General features: G+C 48.5%; 19 protein-coding genes. 12 read left to right on the forward strand and 7 right to left on the reverse strand.

The window, feature by feature from the left end; all coding sequences use genetic code 11:
* Nucleotides 1–56 precede the first annotated feature (56 nt).
* The gene (gene typA, locus AC3AP5_RS12330; protein ID WP_006954568.1) at nt 57–1,895 is read right to left on the reverse strand and encodes a translational GTPase TypA; all 1,839 of its coding nucleotides are present in this window, start codon (nt 1,893–1,895) and stop codon (nt 57–59) included.
* A 402-nt stretch (nt 1,896–2,297) separates the two neighbouring features.
* Between typA and glnA the strand changes: the two genes are divergently transcribed.
* The 6 genes from glnA (at nt 2,298) to AC3AP5_RS12360 (ending at nt 9,384) form a co-directional block, all read left to right on the forward strand.
* Nucleotides 2,298–3,707, forward strand: a complete 1,410-nt coding sequence (glnA, locus tag AC3AP5_RS12335) for a glutamate--ammonia ligase (protein WP_006954567.1) — start codon at nt 2,298–2,300, stop codon at nt 3,705–3,707.
* Between the two features lie 92 nt (nt 3,708–3,799).
* Complete coding sequence (glnL, locus tag AC3AP5_RS12340; RefSeq protein WP_006954566.1) at nt 3,800–4,864, forward strand: nitrogen regulation protein NR(II); 1,065 nt, start codon at nt 3,800–3,802, stop codon at nt 4,862–4,864.
* Entirely contained in the window at nt 4,861–6,255 is a 1,395-nt protein-coding gene (gene ntrC, locus AC3AP5_RS12345) for a nitrogen regulation protein NR(I) (RefSeq protein ID WP_006954565.1), read from the forward strand. Before glnL ends, ntrC begins: the two co-directional genes overlap by 4 nt.
* A 78-nt stretch (nt 6,256–6,333) precedes the next feature.
* Nucleotides 6,334–7,011, forward strand: coding sequence for a response regulator transcription factor (locus AC3AP5_RS12350; RefSeq protein WP_006954564.1), 678 nt, complete (start codon nt 6,334–6,336; stop codon nt 7,009–7,011).
* A complete protein-coding gene (locus tag AC3AP5_RS12355) occupies nt 7,011–8,366 on the forward strand; it encodes a sensor histidine kinase (protein ID WP_006954563.1) in 1,356 nt (451 codons plus the stop codon). The genes AC3AP5_RS12350 and AC3AP5_RS12355 overlap by 1 nt, the downstream gene beginning before the upstream one ends.
* Before the next feature lie 31 nt (nt 8,367–8,397).
* The gene (locus tag AC3AP5_RS12360) at nt 8,398–9,384 is read left to right on the forward strand and encodes an alpha/beta fold hydrolase (protein ID WP_006954562.1); all 987 of its coding nucleotides are present in this window, start codon (nt 8,398–8,400) and stop codon (nt 9,382–9,384) included.
* Here AC3AP5_RS12360 and fieF read toward each other — a convergent pair.
* Nucleotides 9,362–10,288, reverse strand: coding sequence for a cation efflux pump FieF (fieF, locus tag AC3AP5_RS12365; RefSeq protein WP_006954561.1), 927 nt, complete (start codon nt 10,286–10,288; stop codon nt 9,362–9,364). The two genes, AC3AP5_RS12360 and fieF, sit on opposite strands and share 23 nt — an antisense overlap.
* Nucleotides 10,289–10,354: 66 nt before the next feature.
* Between fieF and trmL the strand changes: the two genes are divergently transcribed.
* A complete protein-coding gene (gene trmL / locus AC3AP5_RS12370) occupies nt 10,355–10,819 on the forward strand; it encodes a tRNA (uridine(34)/cytosine(34)/5-carboxymethylaminomethyluridine(34)-2'-O)-methyltransferase TrmL (protein WP_006954560.1) in 465 nt (154 codons plus the stop codon).
* Here the strand turns inward: trmL and AC3AP5_RS12375 are convergent.
* Entirely contained in the window at nt 10,803–12,182 is a 1,380-nt protein-coding gene (locus AC3AP5_RS12375) for a substrate-binding periplasmic protein (protein WP_006954559.1), read from the reverse strand. The two genes, trmL and AC3AP5_RS12375, sit on opposite strands and share 17 nt — an antisense overlap.
* A gap of 229 nt (nt 12,183–12,411) precedes the next feature.
* Here AC3AP5_RS12375 and AC3AP5_RS12380 point away from each other — a divergent pair, with 229 nt between their 5' ends.
* On the forward strand, nt 12,412–14,109 hold the full coding sequence (locus tag AC3AP5_RS12380) for a cyanophycinase (RefSeq protein ID WP_006954558.1): 1,698 nt from the start codon (nt 12,412–12,414) through the stop codon (nt 14,107–14,109).
* 82 nt (nt 14,110–14,191) lie between these two features.
* Here the strand turns inward: AC3AP5_RS12380 and pyrE are convergent, their stop codons facing one another.
* Complete coding sequence (gene pyrE / locus AC3AP5_RS12385; RefSeq protein ID WP_006954557.1) at nt 14,192–14,836, reverse strand: orotate phosphoribosyltransferase; 645 nt, start codon at nt 14,834–14,836, stop codon at nt 14,192–14,194.
* A 9-nt stretch (nt 14,837–14,845) separates the two neighbouring features.
* On the reverse strand, nt 14,846–15,559 hold the full coding sequence (gene rph, locus AC3AP5_RS12390; protein WP_006954556.1) for a ribonuclease PH: 714 nt from the start codon (nt 15,557–15,559) through the stop codon (nt 14,846–14,848).
* Nucleotides 15,560–15,713: 154 nt separating this feature from the next.
* On the opposite strand from rph, the gene smrA reads away from it, so the two are divergent.
* Nucleotides 15,714–16,301: a DNA endonuclease SmrA gene (gene smrA, locus AC3AP5_RS12395; RefSeq protein ID WP_006954555.1), complete on the forward strand. Its 588-nt coding sequence runs from the start codon at nt 15,714–15,716 to the stop codon at nt 16,299–16,301.
* Between the two features lie 18 nt (nt 16,302–16,319).
* Here smrA and AC3AP5_RS12400 read toward each other — a convergent pair whose 3' ends face one another.
* Both AC3AP5_RS12400 and AC3AP5_RS12405 read right to left on the reverse strand, forming a co-directional pair.
* Nucleotides 16,320–17,399, reverse strand: a complete 1,080-nt coding sequence (locus tag AC3AP5_RS12400) for a sigma-70 family RNA polymerase sigma factor (RefSeq protein WP_006954554.1) — start codon at nt 17,397–17,399, stop codon at nt 16,320–16,322.
* The gene (locus AC3AP5_RS12405; protein WP_487326802.1) at nt 17,392–18,291 is read right to left on the reverse strand and encodes an alpha/beta fold hydrolase; all 900 of its coding nucleotides are present in this window, start codon (nt 18,289–18,291) and stop codon (nt 17,392–17,394) included. Before AC3AP5_RS12405 ends, AC3AP5_RS12400 begins: the two co-directional genes overlap by 8 nt.
* Nucleotides 18,292–18,488: 197 nt before the next feature.
* On the opposite strand from AC3AP5_RS12405, the gene AC3AP5_RS12410 reads away from it, so the two are divergent.
* The 3 genes from AC3AP5_RS12410 (at nt 18,489) to AC3AP5_RS12420 (ending at nt 21,293) form a co-directional block, all read left to right on the forward strand.
* Nucleotides 18,489–19,352 carry a YicC/YloC family endoribonuclease gene (locus AC3AP5_RS12410; RefSeq protein WP_487326803.1) on the forward strand — a complete coding sequence of 288 codons (864 nt, stop codon included), beginning with the start codon at nt 18,489–18,491 and terminating at the stop codon, nt 19,350–19,352.
* 179 nt (nt 19,353–19,531) lie between these two features.
* On the forward strand, nt 19,532–20,767 hold the full coding sequence (locus AC3AP5_RS12415; RefSeq protein WP_006954548.1) for a tyrosine-type recombinase/integrase: 1,236 nt from the start codon (nt 19,532–19,534) through the stop codon (nt 20,765–20,767).
* On the forward strand, nt 20,754–21,293 hold the full coding sequence (locus AC3AP5_RS12420; protein ID WP_006954546.1) for a hypothetical protein: 540 nt from the start codon (nt 20,754–20,756) through the stop codon (nt 21,291–21,293). Before AC3AP5_RS12415 ends, AC3AP5_RS12420 begins: the two co-directional genes overlap by 14 nt.
* The last annotated feature ends 25 nt before the right edge of the window (nt 21,294–21,318 follow it).

Below are 21,318 nucleotides of genomic sequence, written 5' to 3' on the forward strand. Positions count from 1 at the left end.
CACCCATAAAAAAACCCGCCGGTTGGCGGGTTTTTTGTGTGTCATCACATAGACACTTAGCTTTTCGGTTCGCGACTCGCACGCTTACGCTCGTTCTCTGTGAGCGCGCGTTTACGAATACGGATAGATACCGGCGTTACCTCGACCAGCTCGTCATCGTTAATGAACTCAAGCGCTTGCTCAAGTGTATAACGGATCGGTGGGCTCAAGGTTTGTGCATCATCAGTACCTGAAGCACGTACGTTAGTCAGCTGCTTACCTTTCAAACAGTTAACAGTCAGGTCATTTGAACGGTTATGAATACCGATGATTTGACCTTCGTATACTTCGTCACCGTGTGATGCGAACAACTTACCACGTTCTTGCAGGTTAAACAGTGCGTAAGTCAGTGCTTTACCCTGGGCGTTTGAAATCAACACGCCGTTCACACGTTGACCGATAGTACCGCCTTTATGCGGACCGTAGTGATCAAAGGTGTGGTACATCAAACCGGTACCTGAAGTCAGGGTCATGAACTCGGTTTGGAAGCCAATCAAGCCACGGCTAGGTACTTCAAAGTCGATACGTACACGACCTTTACCATCTGGATTCATGTCAGTCATCTCGGCTTTACGTAAGCCAAGTTTTTCCATGACAGCACCTTGGTGTTGATCTTCGATATCAACCGTCAGTGTTTCGTACGGTTCCATCTTCTGACCTTCTTCATGCTTGATGATAACTTCTGGACGCGATACTGCGAGCTCGAAGCCTTCACGACGCATGTTCTCGATTAAAACACCCAAGTGTAATTCACCACGACCCGATACACGGAATTTATCCGGGTTATCAGTCTCTTCAACACGCAGCGCAACGTTGTGAACCAACTCTTGCTGCAAACGTTCAAGGATCTGACGAGAAGTAACGAATTTACCTTCTTTACCTGCGAACGGAGAGGTGTTGACCTGGAAGGTCATTGTTACCGTTGGCTCGTCAACCGTCAGTGGCTTAAGCGGGTTTGGTTTACCCACAGCGCACACTGTGTCAGAGATTTTTAATTCACCTAAACCTGTAATTGCACAGATATCGCCAGCGTGCGCAGCTTGTGCATCGATGCGATCCAAGCCAAGGTAATTAAACACTTGACCGACTTTACCATTGCGGGTTGTGCCGTCAGCACCCACGATAGTCACTTGTTGGTTCACTTTAACGCTACCCTGAGTGACACGGCCGATACCGATGACACCTAAATAGCTTGAATAGTCCAACTGAGAAATCTGCATTTGCAGGTCGCCTTCAGGATCCGCGTCGGGATGACTGACTTGGTCAACGATAGTTTCGAACAATGGCGTCATGTCGCCGCCTGATTGTTCCGCATCCAGACTTGCCCAGCCATTTAATGCTGATGCATAGATAACAGGGAAGTCCAACTGCTCATCGGTCGCGCCAAGGTTGTCGAACAAATCAAACACTTGATCCATGACCCAGTCAGGACGCGCGCCCGGACGGTCAATTTTATTAATAACGACGATTGGATTAAGCCCGTGAGCAAACGCTTTTTGCGTTACAAAGCGTGTTTGCGGCATTGGACCATCAACAGCGTCAACGAGTAGCAAAACTGAGTCAGCCATTGACATGACACGCTCAACCTCACCACCGAAATCGGCGTGCCCAGGGGTATCTAGAATGTTGATGCGGTAGTCTTGCCAGTTGATCGCTGTGTTTTTAGCGAGGATGGTAATACCGCGCTCTTTTTCTAGATCGTTTGAGTCCATGATGCGCTCTTCAAGCTCACCACGGCTCTCTAACGTGCCAGATTGTTGAAGCAGCTTGTCGACCAATGTCGTTTTACCATGGTCAACGTGCGCAATAATCGCAATGTTGCGAAGTTTATTAATATCAAATGCCTGAGTTGTCATTAAGAACAGCCTATTGATGTCGGAAAGTGAACAACGTTGTCTAAACCGACAAGGGGTTGATGAAAATAGCGGCGTATTCTACCTGTTTGCTAACGATATAAAAAGGGGCTGTTGAATTTTTCATCAGAATGACATGAATCAATAGGAATTAATGCTTATTTGCACCAAAATGGTCTACAATGAACCAAATTGGTGCAAATTTTAGTTGTTTTCAACGTTTCAACGGAACTCTAATTTATTAAAAAACTTTAAAAACAATGAGTTATATATTTGGCACGTGGATTGCAATCCAATATGCATCCTAAGAGGTACACAACAATAGCTGTATAAAACTGGATTTAATCAGTTATTGATATATGTTTATTTTGACTTTTGATATTCAAGATTCCGCTGGAGGAAAACATGTCAGCAAGTAAGATTTTCGACGCCATTAAAGAGCATGACGTCAAATTCGTCGACTTACGCTTTACCGATACCAAAGGTAAAGAACAGCACGTCACAATCCCGGTGTCGCAAATCGACGACGATTTCTTCGAAGAAGGTAAAATGTTCGACGGTTCTTCAATCGCTGGCTGGAAAGGTATTAACGAGTCAGACATGGTGTTGATGCCAGACGCAGAGTCGTTGGTACTCGACCCGTTTACCGACGAAATGACACTGAACGTACGGTGTGACATTTTAGAACCTGATACCATGCAAGGCTACAGCCGCGATCCTCGTTCTATCGCGAAACGCGCAGAAGAGTTCTTGCAAGCATCAGGCGTGGCTGACAGTGCATTCTTTGGTCCTGAACCAGAGTTCTTCTTATTTAATGATGTGCGTTTCCACACCGACATGAGCGGTTCGTTCTACAAGATCGATGCCGAGGAAGCAAAGTGGAACTCGGGTCGTGAATACTCAGAAGGTAACTTGGCGCACCGTCCGGGCGTAAAAGGCGGTTACTTCCCAGTGCCTCCGGTTGACTCTGCGCATGATATTCGTGGCACCATGAGCTTGGTGATGGAAGACATGGGCTTGGTTGTTGAAGCTCACCACCACGAAGTGGCGACAGCGGGTCAGAACGAAGTGGCAACTCAGTTCAACAGCCTGACTAAGAAAGCCGACGAAATTCAAATCTACAAATATGTTGTGCACAACGTAGCGCACTCCTATGGTATGACCGCGACCTTTATGCCTAAGCCATTGGTCGGTGATAACGGCTCGGGTATGCACGTTCATATGTCACTGGCGAAAGATGGTCAAAACCTGTTTGCCGGCGACCAGTACGCAGGCTTGAGCGAAACCGCGTTATATTACATTGGCGGTATCATTAAGCACGCACGCGCTATCAACGCGTTTACTAACCCATCGACTAACTCGTACAAACGTTTGGTACCTGGGTTTGAGGCGCCTGTTATGTTGGCTTACTCAGCGCGTAACCGTTCTGCATCGATTCGTATTCCATTGGTATCGAGTGCTAAAGCGCGTCGTATCGAAGTGCGCTTCCCTGACCCAAGCGCGAACCCATACTTGTGCTTCACCGCACTATTAATGGCGGGCTTGGACGGTATCCGTAACAAGATCCACCCTGGCGATGCGATGGACAAAGACTTGTACAACCTGCCACCGGAAGAAGCGAAAGACATCCCAACAGTATGTCATTCACTTGAAATGGCACTGGATGCACTGGATAAAGACCGTGACTTCCTCAAGCAAGGCGGTGTGATGGATGACGACATGATCGACGCATACATCGGCCTCAAGTACAACGAAGTAGAAACATTGAAGAAAACAACACACCCTGTTGAATTCGATATGTACTACAGCGTTTAAATTAAGACGGTTGCAAGAAGGGAGGCAAAGCCTCCCTTTTTAAGCCGTGTATATGCACCAAATTAGTGCAGGCTATTGTGGAGTGTATTTGAGTGAATCTGGCGTCCATATTGAATCAGCTACTGACCGGTGTGGTTATTGTCGACGATCAATGGATCGTGCGTTACGTCAACGCTGCAGCTGAATCGATTTTTGACCATAGCGCCAAGCGTCTTATTGGTGAGCCTTTTGCTGAGGCATACTACGAGAGCGACCTACCATTAAGTACACTGCAGAATTGTTTGTCCGAAGACCAAACCGTGGTGAACTCCGAAGCCAGCTTCTTTCTTCATTCGGGGCAAAGGGTGACTACTGAAGTCAGTATTCAGTCATTGCATGATGATGCAAAAAAGCACTGGCTTATCGAGCTCAAACAAGTCGACTTACAACGCCAGATTTCACGTGAAACACAGCAACAACAGCAGCTATTTGCTACACAGTCATTGTTACGTGGGATGGCGCATGAAATTAAAAACCCATTAGGGGGCCTGCGGGGCGCTGCGCAATTGCTGGCACTCGAATTGCCAGATGAGGAATTAAAAGAGTATACCGACCTTATTGTGACGCAAGCCGATAGGTTACGTACTTTGATTGATCGCATGATGGGCCCGGTACAAGCCGAGCAAAAACGTGAAACTAACCTGCATGAGCTACTCGAACGCGTGGCCAAAACCGTGCGTTACGAATACGGCGAACGTCTTAGCATAAAACGTGACTATGATCCTTCATTGCCTGAACTGTGGGCAATGGCTGAATCCTGTGAACAAGTTTTCTTAAATATCGCGCAAAATGCGGCTCAAGCACTGAATGGTGAGGGACAAATTACTTTTAAATCGCGCATTGAGCATCAATTGACGTTATTGGGGCGTCGTTATCGTCAATGTGCAGTGATCAGTATTATCGATGATGGCCCGGGTATCGATGATGCAATTAAGGCGAGTTTATTTTATCCAATGGTGAGCGGTCGAGCCGAAGGCACGGGTTTGGGGTTATCCATGGCGCATAGTTTAGTTCATCAACACCAAGGCAAAATCGAGGTCGACTCCGAGCCGGGAAACACGGTGTTTAGGATATACCTCCCGTATCAACGACAAGTTACTGAGGAGGCGAATCTATGAGCCAAGCGCAACACCTATGGATTCTAGACGATGACCCCTCTATTCGATGGGTACTTCATAAAGCATTTGAACGCTCGGGTTATCAAGTGCAAGTCTTTGAGCGTGCCGATGAACTCACGCGAGCGCTTGATTCGAAAGTTCCCGATACCATCATTAGTGATATTCGTATGCCGGGCACCGATGGCTTAGCCTTGCTAAAGCAAATAAAACAGCGAGACCCTGATTTACCCATCGTGATTATGACCGCTCATTCGGATCTGGATACCGCGGTGAGTGCTTTCAAAGGCGGTGCCTTCGAGTATTTGGCTAAGCCCTTTGATATTGAGGAAGCTCGCAACGTGGTTGCGAAAGCAATGGCGCATCGCAGTAAGCCTGAGGTGAGGGTCAGTGCGCAGCAAGCGAATAATGATATTATTGGCGAGTCAGCCCCCATGCAAGATGTATTTCGTGCCATTGGTCGGCTGTCGGCTTCGAGCGTAAGCGTATTGATTACGGGTGAGACGGGCACGGGTAAAGAGCGCGTTGCGCGTGCATTGCACAAACATAGTCCACGATCAGATAAGCCGTTTATTGCATTGAATATGGCAGCCATTCCAGCCGACTTGGTTGAATCCGAGCTGTTCGGTCACGAGCGAGGCGCATTTACTGGGGCTGATAAAAAGCGCGATGGACGGTTTTTACAAGCCGATGGTGGGACGCTATTTTTAGATGAAATTGGCGATATGCCACTTTCGGTGCAAACCCGCTTATTGCGTGTGTTAGCCGAAGGCCAGTTTTATCCAGTCGGTGCGCATCAGCCGGTACAGGTTAATGTGCGGGTCATCGCCGCTACCCACCGAGATTTAAAAGAGGCTGTTGCAAACAACGAATTCCGTGAGGACTTATATCATCGACTCAATGTTATTCAGTTGCGGTTGCCTGCCTTGCGTGAACGCAAGCAGGATATACCTTTGCTGGCAAGGTACTTTTTAAAGCAGTCAGCTATTGAGCTCGAAGTGAGCGAGAAACAGTTATCAGACGCAGCGTTGGCGCAACTTGAAGCATACGGGTGGCCGGGTAATGTAAGGCAGCTCGAAAATGTGTGTCGTTGGCTTACGGTGATGGCGCCCGCACAACAAGTCAGCCCCGATGAACTGCCCCATGAGCTTCTAGAACAGAGCGAACAGCTGGAAAACGGTCAATCGACAGGGAATTGGCGCGAGCTACTGGCACACGAGTTGCGCACACAAACCCATAACTATGATAATATGACACCTATTATACAGGATGTTGAGCGCATCGCCTTGCGCATTGCACTGGAGAAGTGCGACGGACACAAGCAAAAAGCCGCACATTGGCTTGGCTGGGGGCGCAATACGCTAACGCGCAAGCTCAAGTTATTGAGCAAGTAAATCTTTGTAAAGAGAGTCGCGTTACGCTGTGCTATTTTAGAAGATGGTCTTTACACTTTAAACGGGACTCAATTGACCATGACACATTCTGTTCTACTCATTGATGACGACCATGAAATGTCAGCGATGCTGACCGAGCTCTTTAAACGAGAGGCGGTCGAGCTGACCGTAGTTGATGATGGCGTTAAAGGACTGGATGCCGCTTTAAACGGGGACTTCGAGCTGATCTTGTTAGACGTCATGCTGCCCGGTATTGATGGTATGCAGTTATTACAACGCTTACGTCAGCAACATCGTGATACCGCAGTACTGATGTTAACCGCGCGCGGAGATGATGATGACCGTGTAATGGGGCTCGAGCTCGGCGCAGACGACTATTTACCCAAACCATTTAATCCGCGTGAGTTAATAGCACGCGTACGAGCGCTACTACGCCGAACGGCTAATACCATGATGCAAAACGAGGTATTAACGGTGAGTGGCTTTACACTCGATCCGAGTAAGGCAGAAGTCACCTGCGACCGCCAGCCGTTGGTTATGACACCGACAGAGTTCGATATTCTGCGTTGTTTGATGCAGCAAGCGGGACAAATGGTGAGTAAAGACCAACTCTCGGTGGCTGCGCTGGGCCGTAAGATGGGGCCGTTTGATCGTAGTCTCGACGTACATATCAGCAATATTCGTAAAAAATTACCGGCTAATCCTGAGCGCATTCAAACCGTTCGTGGTCGGGGATATCGTCTCGTCAACGAATAATGAAGCCGCACCGTAAACGCCCGATCCGCTGGTACCAATCGCTTACGCTGCGGTTGCTCCTGCTGTTTTGGGCGTTACTGTTTTTAACCGCCAGCAGCGGTTACTTGCTTGCGGTCTGGAATAAAGTCACACCCGAAGTTAAACCTATCGCGGAACCCATTCGGCGTACCTTAGCGCCGTTGCTCGAAAATGAGCTGACCTATCTTTCTTTGCAGCCTGGACGTTTATTGACAGGTGATTATCGCGTTGCAGCCCGAGTACTCGCGCAAGGTCAGCAAAAGTTGATGATGGATGAGTTCTTATCGCAACGTTATCGGCAAACCATGTTGCGCTTTTTAAACTACGATGAGCCGATGCAAATGCCACTCGAAGATCGTTTGTTGATAGGTCCTTTCGAGTTTAAAGGCAATAAGCTTCTAATCACTCGTCCACTAAAAGCGTCGGAGTGGACTGATCGTGAAGAAGCAGAGCAAGAGTTGATGCGGGCGCGCAGTTGGACGTTGGTGGGCGGTAGTTTAGCGATTGCGATTTTGTTGGGTATCTGGCTGATTCGACCGATAAAGCGCATGATCCGAGCTACCCGTGAGGTTGCTCAAGGTAGTGCTGAGCCTGAGTTAGGCCAGTTGCCTCGACGTAAAGATGAAGTGGGCGAGCTGGCGCGAGCCCTAGCGCAGACAGCGCGCGATCTTGCTATTTCTCGTGATGCGCAACGGCGCTTATTAAGTGATGTGTCACACGAATTGCGTTCGCCGATGGCACGGATGCAAGTCGCCCTCGATCTCAGCGAAGATGAGCATCAAGAGGATGCACATTGGCAACAGTTGCGTCGCGATAGTGAGCGCTTGAATCAAATCATTGAACGTATCTTGTCACTCTCGAAACTTGAGAACGGCTTAATCAGCTTAAATACGCATACCGTTGATCTGCGCAAGTTGGTGCAACGGCTTGTCGACGACACCTTGTACAGTCATCCTGAATATAAAGATCGGCTCGTTATTCGCGAGGGCGATTGGCGCGAACTTGAGAGCGATGATGAGCTGATCCGGTTAGTGTTAGAAAATATTATGCGTAATGCCCTGCACTACACCGACAAAGCGGTCGAGTTTGGTTGCGAAAAGCATGGCAAGTGGTTGCAGCTTTATGTGCGTGACCATGGGCCTGGCGTTGATGAAGAAACCATTGAGAAGCTATTTGAGCCGTTTTACCGCGGCGACCCGTCGCGTAAGCATCAGGCAGGTGTCGGTTTAGGTTTAGCGTTAAGTCAGCGCTCAGCGTTGGTTCTAGGCGGTCAACTGCGTGCACGCAATCATCCACAAGGAGGACTAGAAGTTATCTTGGATTTACCGTTAGACTAGGGCTTAATCATAGCGACTGGAATCAAAGCGGATGATCCGACCGGCGGATAATGAGCCCCAATGGCTCGAATTTTATCACCAACATATCGCCCCTTTCTGGGCGGATTCAGTTGAGCACATTTATTTAGACGCAGCGGATGGCCTGCGCCTTTTTTATGCCTATCATAAAGTCAGCGATACAGCGCCACTACTGGTGATTTCAACGGGTCGTATTGAGGCGGCGATTAAATACCAAGAAGTGATTTGGGAACTGGCGCAACAAGGTATTTCCTGTGCTGTCATCGATCATCGCGGGCAAGGTTTATCAGAGCGCATGACGAAGAATAGCCATCAGGGCCATGTCGCAAACTTCCGCGATTTTATTGATGACTTTAGTGTATTCATGAATCACATCGACGAGCGCTTTCCTAAAGCGTCTCGTTATGCACTTGGGCACTCGATGGGCGGAGCGATTTTATCCTGGGCGTGTTGCGAGCAGGATTTCAAATTTAAGCATTTGTTTTTGACGGCACCGATGTTCGGCATCAGAACAGCCGGTATTCCAGCAGCGATTGCGCGTGCGATTGCTGGCGCAGGACGCTGGTTAAACGAGACTGTTGCACCGGATAACCCGTGGTACTTCTTAGGTATGAAGGACTATATTGCGATTCCTTTTGCTGAGAATGTGTTGACCCACAGTGAGCAACGTTACCAAGTATTTCGCGAAGCCTATGAAAGCGAGCCCCGGGTTAAACTCGGCGGACCGACGTTTGCTTGGTTACATGAAGCACTGACGACTTGTAAACAATTGCAGGGCATGGGGAGCCAACTCAAAGTAACGGCGACATTGTTCAATGCGGGAGCCGATGTGGTGGTGAGTAAAAAAGCGCAACAGCGTTTTGCTAACAATGCGGGTGCCAACGTTGAGTTTCGCTCGATCAAAGGAGCGAAACACGAATTAATGATGGAGAGCGACGTTTATCGACAGCCCATCATGGACTCGATCTATGCCAGGCTCAAGTCGAGTGACGCTCAGTAATTGAACCCTCAACATAGGCGATTATTTCGGGATCCATGTGGACAATGATATCGGCGCTTGGGAACACCTTCATCAATGCACTTTCGACTTCATCAGAAATCGCGTGGGCTTTGAGCAGAGACAAATGATTGTCGAGTTCGATGTGTAACTGAATAAAGCGTGTGGAGCCTGCCTCACGAGTACGCAGGCCGTGGATCCCTAAAACACCGTCAATGGCTAGCGCCGTATCCACCACTTTCTTTTGTAAGTGTTCGGGTAGTTCGCGATCCATCAACGAGTTAAATGCCTCAGTGCCGATGCGAATCGCCCCCCAGATTAGATACAACGCAATTAAAATGGCAAACACGCCATCCGCCCAGTGCATGCCAAACTGGCTCAGTACCAGCGCAACTAAAACCGCCGCGTTGAGTAAGATATCAGACTGATAATGCAAATGATCGGCTTTAACTGCTTGCGAGTCGGTGACGCGGATGGCTATCCGTTGAATCACCAGTAATACCATGGTGATGACGATGGCTGCCACACTGACCCAAATACCCGTTTCTAAGTTAGGTAGTTGTGAATCGTCCATCCATTGTTGCGCACTGTGAAAAATAAGTAGCATGCCTGAGCCAGCGACAAAAGCACTTTGCGCTAACGCGGCAAGGGATTCGGCTTTACCGTGGCCGAATCGGTGCTCATCATCTGCGGGTTGCAAAGAGTAACGGATGGCGAAAAAACTAAAAATCGAGGCACCACTATCGAGCAACGAATCAGTTAACGAGGCGAGCATACTCGCCGACTCAGTATCAAACCAAGCGTAGAGTTTCATGGCTATCAGCAAAGCGGCCGTAGTGACCGATGAAGCACTGGCGAGCTTTACCCAAAAAGCGTATTGATGCTTATAACTCGTTGGAGAATTCAATTCGATACACACCTCGTATTAAGATAATGGTATTCTAGCGTTTTTTAAGTAGCTGATAAAATCACTATGTTGCATTTGGTCTTATTTGAACCGGAAATACCACCGAACACGGGTAATGTTATTCGCTTGGCGGCGAATACGGGCATGCAATTGCATCTTATCGAACCTCTGGGTTTCGACTTAGATGAGAAGAAGGTGCGCCGTGCTGGCTTGGACTACCACGCCCTTACCCAAGTGAAAATCCATAAAAATTGGTCGGACTTTCTAGAAAACGTGGATTATAACCGCATTTTTGCGTGCACGACGAAAGGCTCAACACGTTACACCGAGGTCGCGTACGAGGAAAATGATGTACTGTTGTTTGGTCCCGAAACGCGCGGGTTGCCGATGGACGTTTTACAGACATTTCCGCAGGAAAATTGGTTACGTCTACCAATGGTGCCAGATAGCCGGAGCTTAAACTTATCAAATTCAGTCGCGATTTTTACGTATGAAGCCTGGCGTCAGTTGGGTTTTAAGGGCGCGGTATAGCGTTTTTAATTGCTTTATCAAACAGACTGCGCAGTAGCTGACCTTGTGCGTTGTCTTTGAATGCTAAATAGAGTGGCACTTCGTCACTCAACGCGTAACGTTCATACGGCGTCTCCATCCAGTCTGGTAAGTTGGCCGCGTAATCGACAACACCTGCAACTCGACCCATATCCAATAGTGCAAAGCAGTCTAATGACGTATTCGCGGTGTAAATATTGGCATTTGAGGGTAGCAATGAGTGTTGATAGTCGCCACCCGCAACGCACAAACTTACATTCTTGTGGTCAAGCGTATCGTCTATCGCTGCTTGAGTTTTGCTAAATAGATATACAGGCGCACTGCGAGCGAAGGCATGTTCTGTTTTGATAAAGCGTTGATCAATCTGTTCTTCTCGGATTCCAACGAGAACTTGTGCTTTCCCGGAGTCAACGAGTTGTTTAGCACGCGGCCAGTTCGAAGTTTCGGTTTCAACCTGTTCAGCCCAATCGGCAGTTAGTTCAATGAACCGTTGCCACAAGCTTCCTTCACCGTCCATCTCGGTTTGCCGGGGCATTAACGCACTGGCACCAATTAATGGATTTGGAATACGAACGGGCGTGATGGGACGCGCGATTTTTGATTGATACGTTTCTCGCAATGCCGTGATCCTACCGGTCGCTTGCATTAGTTTTAGAGTGCTTAATAAATCAGGAATGAGATCTGCGTGCTTCTTATGTAAATAGTGATAGCCTTGATAGCGCTTAATTTCGTAAACAATCAAATCATCGCGGTCATGTAGCGCGGAACCACGATACTGAAAGTCAGCCATCAGCGCTGCTTCAACGCGGCCCGCATCCATTAGCTTGATTACCTGCTCTAATTTGATGGGCTTTGCAATCGGAATATCCAGTTGGTAAGAATCAACCACTTCATCACCGGCGCGTAAACCACTTAAGTAAGCCAAATTACTTAACTTATCGGGCGTACAGACACCACACTGTGAAGGGTCGGCGATAAGAAGCAAGGAAAACTCATAGATCGGAAAATCGACACGAATGAGATTGGTGAGTTGCTCAGATAGGCCAGGAATGCGCCCTAACTCACCAGCAATGATCCCCTCGGAAGCCAGCTGTTCGCCGCGTAGGCGCGGCAAAGACTCATAGCGTAGTTTAATATTAAGTTCAGCATAGGCTTCTTCTAATATCGACTGAACGAGCTCCGGCAATGGACCGTCTTGCGGCGCTCGAAAGACGAGCGTTTGGGTTGTTTGCTCATCGTCTAATTTTAAGTCAGTCGATAGGTTGCTTGATGATTGCTGCGCATGAGGCTGCCCACTTACAAAAAAAAGCGTAGAAAAAACGATAGCGCGAAATAAGTTAATCACCAGAACACAGAACCTTGGTCAATTTGACCTCAGAAGTATATCAATTGCAGGGTATTATGCACAGCATTTACAAAAATCCAACACCCGCAGGGTGATTGAATTTATTCTTCTTATTGAGGTCAGAGCAGATGGGGTCGATGTTGATAAAACTGAGAGCGATTTTTATCCATTGACCCGTTATACTAGGATTCATTAACCCGCAACTTTGCAGTAATCAGAAGGGTGTCTCATGAATAAAGGATGGATCGCATCAAGCCTCAGCATCGTGCTTGCAGGACTGATGACCAGTGCGGTATCCGCACAAGAACAGCCAACCATCAAAGATGATGGTTACCGCCACTTAATGTTGGCCGGGGGCGGTTTAACGCTCTGCACGAGCATGGCGTCCGATAGCTGTAACGAAACCGACTGGATTGATAGCAAGACAATGCGTACTAATCGGTATATCGACTTGTCGGAGAAGTCAATCAAGACGGCTGTTTCAGATGAATACTGGACCGGCTTTCGTGAAGAGGCTCGAAAGAAGGTCGACGAAGCGTTAAAGCTCATTTATGACCGTATGAACGAGGAAATCATCACAGAACGCGTGTTCATGCGTGAATTTACTCGTCGTGCCACATTAAAAACGTACAATTCATTATCTGAAGCTGAGTGGAACAAGCTGGTCGACTTACTCGAAATGCCAGTCCCTGCTGAGCTCGATGAAAAGATTAATTTAAATGAGTCGCAGAATAAACCTGCGATCGATATCTATCGTCAGTTCGTTGATATGGCGAAGACCACTCGCTTTGATGACAGCAAGAAGCCCGTGGTCTTCTTCACGACGTCGTCATCGCGCGATCCTTACAACGAAGTCGATTACTACATGGACTTGTTCAGTCAGTTGGGAGCTGAGCCGCATTGGTTCCCGGTTGATGCGGCTTTAATTAAAGCGCAACAAGAGGGTCGTTGTGACGAATTGGCTGACGTGCAAGAGGAAGTGCTCGGTGCATATGCGCGAGACCGTGTGTATCGCGACCGCTATCAGCAACAGGTTGAGTTTTGTAAAGCGCCCAAAGAAGCCTTAAAGATGGTGCGCCAAGCCAATGCGATTTTTATCAATGATGGTGATGCGAACCTTACCCGCTCAACCTTTATTAATGAAGATAACCAGCCGTCTGATTTGTTACGCGACATCGTTAGCTTCGTGCAATCGAAGCGTCTAGTGGTAGGTGGTAACGGCGCGGGTGCTGTTGCGCTGACATCTAAACCGATGATTTCTAACGGCACCACCGAATCAGCGATAAAAGACGGCGCCTTTGCTTCTGAGCCACCACCGTTCGGTTGTGATTTGGATGCAACCTGTCCAACCAATACCAACCCAGACACGCTGACGTTTCATCCATTGGGCGGTTTAGGGCTGTTTCACTTTGGTATTTTGGATAGCGACTTCTCTGATAAAGGTCGTTATGGTCGCTTGATCCGTCTCGCGGGCGATAGTGGTACACCGCTCTCGCTAGGGATTGATGAGAATACCGCCATGAAAGTGAACCTTGAGAAAGGTCTATTTGATATTGTCGGCGAGCGAGGCGTGTTCTTTGTAGAAAACGCACAATCGGTGCCTACGGCGGTCGCAAGCACCTTCCATTATTTAGTCGCTGGTGCGTCCGGTATGATGAATCCGTATGGCTTACAAACTGCGGAATTCTCGGACCAGTCAGGTATTGTAAAAGAGAACCCAACCACCAATTTCTTAACCGATCGCGGTTTAGTTGATTCGATTCGCGTGTTGTGTGGTGAAGAACGCAACGAAGTAACGCTTCTGAATAAAGACTATCGCTTGATCGCGCGTATCAACGACGCAAGCCGTACCGCTGAAGCCGGTGGTGAATGCCAAGTGATTAACGGTAAAATCGGTATTGCTTATCAGCCTGAAGAAAAACTGTAAGTAGCACCTAGTTACTAAAAAGCTCGCCCCGTTGGCACGGAGGCGAGCTTTTTTATGCGCTGCCTTTTAGTGGCGTAGCGCGTTATGCTACACCGTATTGAGCGCGATACGCTTCAACCGCAGGTAAGTGCGCTTTAAACTGCTCGTCGTCCTTAAGATACTCAATCACATCGTTCAGTGAGACAATCGCAATCACTTGCGCATTAAAGTCACGTTCAACTTCCTGAATCGCGGATAGCTCGCCTTTGCCTTTTTCTTGACGATCTAAGGCAATCAACACACCCGCGAGCTGCGCACCGTTTTGCTCAACAATATCCATGGATTCACGAATTGCCGTGCCCGCGGTGATCACATCATCGACCAACATCACGCGACCCTCAAGGGGTGAACCGACTAAGTTACCCCCTTCGCCGTGGTCCTTTTTCTCTTTACGATTAAAGCAGTAAGGGGTATCGGTCTGAAAATGATCAAACAAGGCTACGGCCGTCGCGCTGGCGATAGGAATACCCTTGTAGGCTGGACCAAACAACACATCAAAGTCGATGCCTGAGTCTTTTAACGCCGCTGCGTAAAAGCGCCCTAACTTCGCCAAGTCAGAACCTTTGTTAAACAAGCCTGCATTAAAAAAGTAAGGACTGGTGCGACCGGATTTCAGCGTAAACTCACCAAATTTTAGTACACCGCGCTCAATCGCAAACTCGATAAACTCTTTTTGATAGGTTTTCATGCTGATCCCTTATGCCAATGCTGCTTTTTGGATATCGATCAATTCTTTAATGCTGACACGCGCAATGTCGACTAGGCTTTGCATCTCGTCGTAACTAAATGCCTCACCCTCAGCGGTGCCTTGGATTTCAATGAACTTACCGGCTTCCGTCATCACAACGTTCATGTCAGTCTCGGCTTGAGAATCTTCAATGTACTCTAAGTCGCTCACGGCATCGCCATCAACAATGCCGACAGAAATCGCCGCAACCATTTCTTTTAACGGATTGACCTTAACCATTTTGCTAGCGCGCATGTAGTTCAGCGCATCAACCAACGCCACGCAAGCACCGGTAATTGAGGCGGTACGTGTACCACCGTCAGCCTGCAATACGTCGCAGTCGAGCGTAATGGTGTTTTCGCCGAGCGCCTTAAGGTCGATGCAAGCACGCAAAGAACGCGCGATTAACCGCTGGATTTCCATCGTGCGACCACCTTGCTTGCCACGCGCAGCTTCGCGCTGCGAGCGAGTGTGGGTAGAGCGTGGGAGCATGCTGTATTCAGCGGTCACCCAACCTTGTCCCTGACCTTTTAAAAAGCGTGGCACACCGGCTTCAACCGTGGCATTACACAACACCTTAGTATCGCCGAATTCAATCAGAACTGAACCCTCGGCATGTTTGGTGAAGTTACGCGTGATGGTGACCGGGCGAATTTGTTGGGCAGTACGACCACTTGGACGCATGGCATCTCCTTTATTTGATAGTAAACGGGGATAAGTAAAACGAATTAGCCGTTAGTGTAGCAAATTTGACCGTTGAATGGATCGCGAATCGTTCTGTAACGTATTAAACTAACGCAAGCTGAAAACACGTGGTAATCACTGAACGGGAGGCCGTATGTCGCGTTCAAAAGACGAAGAATTTGAATTGTTCCGCCAAGAAATGAACGACGTAACACCCTTGGTGGGTGAGGAAGTTGCAGACATTCGCACTGCTTTTGAGCCAACATTGGCACAAAAGGAGCGGCGCCGTGCGGCTGAAGCCGAAGAACAAGAAAACGTTAACTTTTTATCGACCGAGTATGTTGAGTTGGTGGAGCCAGAGGAATGCATCGAATTTCGGCGCGATGGCGTGCAAGAAGGCGTGTACAAACGGCTTAAACAAGGCCGTTACACCATGGAAGCGAGTCTCAATTTGCACCAGCATACGCTGCGCGAGGCGCGTACCGCAGTATTTAACTTTATTCAGGATTGCCATAACGCCGGTATACGCACGGCACTGATTATTCACGGACAAGGTAAACACAGTAAACCGCATCCCGCGCTGATAAAAAGCTATGTGAATAAATGGTTGCGTGAAATGCCGCCAGTACTCGCGTTTCATAGCGCACAGCGCCACCATGGTGGACGCGGCGCGGTGTATATCATGATGAAGAAGAACGCGGAACAAAAACAAAAGAACCGCGAAAAACACGCGAAAAAATAACCGTAAAACGAGTGGTCGTTAGAGACGACCACTCAGTATTAATCCCGCAAAGAAGCCAGTTAGACCGCCACCAAGCCCAAGCGCTAGCCCCAAATAGCAGCTCAGTGACCGACCACCGGAGCATACCAAACGCTGCACTCGGCGTTGATAGGTTAGAATGCCCAGCAATAGCACTAGATAACTGAGTGTCGGCAGTAACCAGCCGGGATCAACCTCGTAACTTAGAATAAACAAGCTACCGACAACGATCATGAATACTGCAGCCTGATTACGCATTCGCACCAACTGTTGGCGAATAGCGTCGTTAGCTGCCATCTTCTGCGCGCGGTGAGAGCCGATAAACAAACCCGCCAAACCACCGAGAATAGTGACCGCCATGGCACCTAATAATGCTAACCACTTCACGCTTGTGGCAACACCAGAGGTCAACGAAAAGCCCGCCGCAGCGGCAGGTGCACTACCCACCATCGCGCCTGTTGTCAGTAACGTCGAAATACTGATGGATGGCGCCGAAAGCAACGCCGCTTTACCCACACGGCTTAGTAATTGTTGAGCTAACTGCTTGCGAGCGCGAGACAAACGCTGGCGCACCGCCTCGGGTGTGATCCCTAGCAAGTCCGCTACATGCTCAGCCGACTGCTGTTCGCGGTAATACAGCAGTACGACATCGCGGCTTTGCTCTGGCAACTTATCCAACGCATGATAAATAATCGCCTGCTGCTGTTGCTCACTGAGCGACGCCTCGGGTGATTCATCGCTCAGTACCGCACCCAGCTCCTCATCGAGATTATCCCTATAGTCGGTACGACGCACATGCTCTTTGCTTAACCACTGATAAGCACAATGCCGCGTGATTTGTCGTAGCCAGGGCAAAAAGCTACGCGTCTTACGAAGTGTATTCATTTTTTGCCAGACAATGAGATAAGCCTCTTGCGCCACCTCTTCTGAGGCTCGGATATCTTTAACAATGGCCAAGGCAATACTCGCCACTAAGTTTTGTGTATGTGTGACCACCTCGGCGAACGCCTGCGAATTCCCTTGGCGCGCTTGCTCAATCGAAGCGTTAAGCGCCGCATACGGTGCAGTTTGATTAGTCATGGCAGCGCTCCTCGATGAAGTGATTAACGGCCGACAAAAAGGCCTCGGGTTGATCCCACATAATAAAATGGCGTGACTCAGCAAACTCTAGCAAGTTGATGGCATTATCACCAGCGATCTGCTGTTGATAGGCATTAAGCGCCGTTTGCTTTTGCTCGGCAGTTGAGAAGCCACCGGTCGCCGCCATTTGTAACGTCGGTACGTTGAGGTCAGCGACCTCAGCGCGTAAATCTGTGGTCATCAGCTCATACATCGCGCGGCCCACCGTGGCAGGATCCGACGTTTTTGCCATCGCGACCACGCGCGCTTGATTCTCCTCAGATGAGGTTTGCCGTGACGCCCCCATTTGCACTTGCATCGCCATTTGTTCGGGGGTGAGTTGTTGATACACCGCCAGCATTTGCTGTGCTTGCGGCTCAACCGCTTGAGCGGTTAACGCCGAGTTACCACTGACCAGCGCCGAGAAAAACGGCACACCATCAACCGCGATAAGACATTCCAACGCCTGAGGTTGCTGGCCTGCCAGTTGATAGCCTAAAAACGCGCCCAAACTATGCCCAATGACCACCGCATCGCCAGCGGTGTTCTCCTGCAAATAACGTTCTAGCGCAGCACCTGCGTTTTCAGTAAATGCCTCGCGTAATTGAGGATTGCTTGGATGCGCGCCAAAGCCAGCAAATGCCAGCGTGTGCACCTCATAATGCTGCGCCAACGCCGCTTCAGTTTGCTGCCAAACACGCTCATCGGACATTAAACCCGGGATAAGCACCACCGGCTGACCCTGACCCGAAACCTGCGCATGTAGCACGGTGTTTTGTGAATGCGAGGGTAGGCTGAAAAGGCCAAACGACACGCCTAATAACAAGATAAAAAATTGGTTTTTCAAAGACATAATACGTTCCTATTGAGTCACTTTTAATAAAGGTTGCTCAATAAGGTCAGACTCGCACAGAAAAGTGTGACATCTTTTTTGTACTATTACTTCATATTGCCTCTTTGCGCAGGTAATATTTGGCTTATACGCTTAACGCACACATTGTTTTCGGCAGGTTGAAGGAAAGACCTCCCGACAAAAAAGTAGGATACGCCATGATTCAAAGTATGACCGGTTACGCTCGTTACGAGCACAAAGCAGAATGGGGTAGCGCCGTGTGGGAAATCCGCTCGGTTAACCAACGCTATTTAGAAACCTACTTTCGACTGCCCGAGAGCGTGCGCGCCCTCGAGAACAACCTGCGAGAGCTATTCCGCAAGCAATTACAGCGCGGCAAAGTCGAATGTCGCTTGCACCTGCATTTGGATGAGAGCAAGCAAAGCGAGTTAGTGATTAACGAAGCACTCGCCGAGAGCGTGATCAACCAAGCCAAATGGGTCAACCGCCAAGTTCACAACGCACAAATTAACGCACTCGACGTGTTGAAATGGCCTGGCGTCGTCAGCAGTGACGACCAAGATATCGACGAGCTTCAAAAAGAACTGTTCGACGCCGTAAAACCCGCGCTTAACGAATTTATCGAAAACCGAGCCAGTGAAGGCGAAGCCATTAACACCATGCTTCAGCAACGCTTAGACGGCATCATCGAACACGTCGCCTTTGTACGCGAACGCATGCTAGAAGTCGTTAAATGGCAACGTGAGCGCTTACTAACCCGCTTTGAAGAAGCCAAAGTCGAACTCGAACCACAACGCCTCGAAGCCGAAATGGTCATGCTGGCGCAAAAAGTCGACGTCGCCGAAGAACTCGACCGCCTCGACGCCCACGTCGCCGAAGCCCGCAAGATCCTGAAAAAGGGCGGCGCCTGCGGCCGACGCCTCGACTTTATGATGCAAGAGTTCAACCGCGAAGCGAACACCCTCGCCTCTAAATCCATCAACGCCGAAATCACCGCGGCCGCAGTCGAGCTAAAGGTGTTGATCGAACAGATGCGTGAGCAGATTCAGAATATTGAATAGGGTCATGTTAAGTTTTGTTAAGTATACTAAGTTTGGATAAGGTCGCGGCATTGCGGCCTTTTTTGTATTTAATGGTAATGCAATGTTCGTGATTGTCCGCTATATTGTGGTGACAAGGGTGGTGACAAATAATTTATAGGGTCTCCATCTTTAGGTTTTGTCACCATTTGGAGATAGTCATGAACAGCAGTCAGATCAAAGCACTTGTTAGAGCTGGAGAGGACGTTCGGAAAAGTGTCGGTGATGGGCTTTATTTCAGAATTGAACAGGGTACTGCGTCATGGTTTGTGCGATATACCTACGCCGGTAAGCGCAAGACGATAACCTTGTCGGAAGGGTATCCTAACTGCTCGTTGGCTGACGCTAAGATCCAAGCTGCTGCAATTCGCTCAAAAGTTAAGAATGGCATTGACCCTCAGCTTGAACGTCGTCGAGAAACTGGTGGTGCTATTCACACAGTTCACGATCTTTTTAATGATTGGTTTGACCGCGCAGTAAAGAACCGCGTTAAGCATCCAGGTAATGACGAGCGCGTATATCGTAACTACCTCAAAAGTCGCTTGGGCAAATATTCACTAAAAGACATTACACCGATTGATGTTCGCAATGTTCTTGATGAGCTGCAGCAGACAGGTAATAAGACGACCTCATCGCGAGCGCTAAGCATAATGAAGCGTATGTTTAATCACGGCATCAAACTAAATTTGGTCAGCAGTAATCCAGCGATCTATTTTACCGGAGTCGATGTTGGCCAAGACTATTCGCCTCGAGAGCGGTCGTTGTCGGCGGATGAAATAAAAACTGCATTCTCTGTTTTCCGAAAGCAGCAAGACATTTTCACTCGTGACAACTATCTTGCATGCCTTTTGCTCTTGCACCTAGGCTGTCGAAAATCTGAAATCATATCGTCGCGGTGGGAACAAATTGATTTAGAGGACCAGACCTGGTTCTTTCCCGAGAACAAAACCAGTAAACCAATTACGGTGCCGATCCCAAATCAAATGCTACCCGTGATCGAAGAGCTAAAAGTGCGCTGTGCAGGTTCTGAATATGTGTTTCCTTCGCGCAGAAGAAGCAAAAGACGAGGGTATATTTCTGACGATACGTTGAATCATGCGTTAGCCAAACTATTCGGACAGAAAGTTGATAGCAAGAAACAACCCTACCCCAATGTTCTTGGTTCAGCCGGAGTCGACCACTTTACGGTGCATGACCTACGCAGAACCTATCGAACATTGCTTGCTAAGTTGAAAGTCCCAGATGCCATTGCCGAGAGATGCTTGAACCATGAACTGCGAGGCGTCCTAAAGGTCTACAATCAATACGATTACCTGGAAGAGCGTAGAGAAGCAAATGCCAAAGTAGCTGATTTCCTTGAACCATTAATACAGGGAGGTAGTGATGAGTCAACGTGATGAATTTATCAAAGGTCCTAATGCACTCAGGCTGGCGCAAATAGAGCAAAGCTTGCAGAGGATTAAAGATGCTGGATTTGAGCGCGAGGCGGAATTGCTTAGGAGTGAGATTGAAATGCTGCGGCAGAAAGCTGGGGCTGTTTATGATTCGGTAGAACCGGTTTTCAAGGCTAATGTGAAGTGGAGAAAGCAGCCTAAAAATGCCGCCTTGGCTCGCCATCGTTCATTAGATGATTACAAATTCGAATTACGAGAGTGGGCGTTACAAAAATATCTGCAAGAAAAGCAATGGCGGCGCGATAACGAGAAGGTTATGCGGCCGAAGAAAGATGCTCCAAATAGTGCCGACGAATGGCTTTTAAAACTTTATTGGGAAGATCGGAAATTTGAAAGTGAAACCGAAACCGATGGTAAGCCGATTGACGCAACGATGGGCAACCTTCATGGAAGTCCAGAGCCACCGATCGAACGTAAATTTAAGCCGACAAAAAACTTCTTCTATAAAGCAATTCAAAATTTATCGTGAAACATGCGCGCAACCCCACGGACAG

It is taken from the genome of Idiomarina sp. D18 (assembly GCF_057748155.1).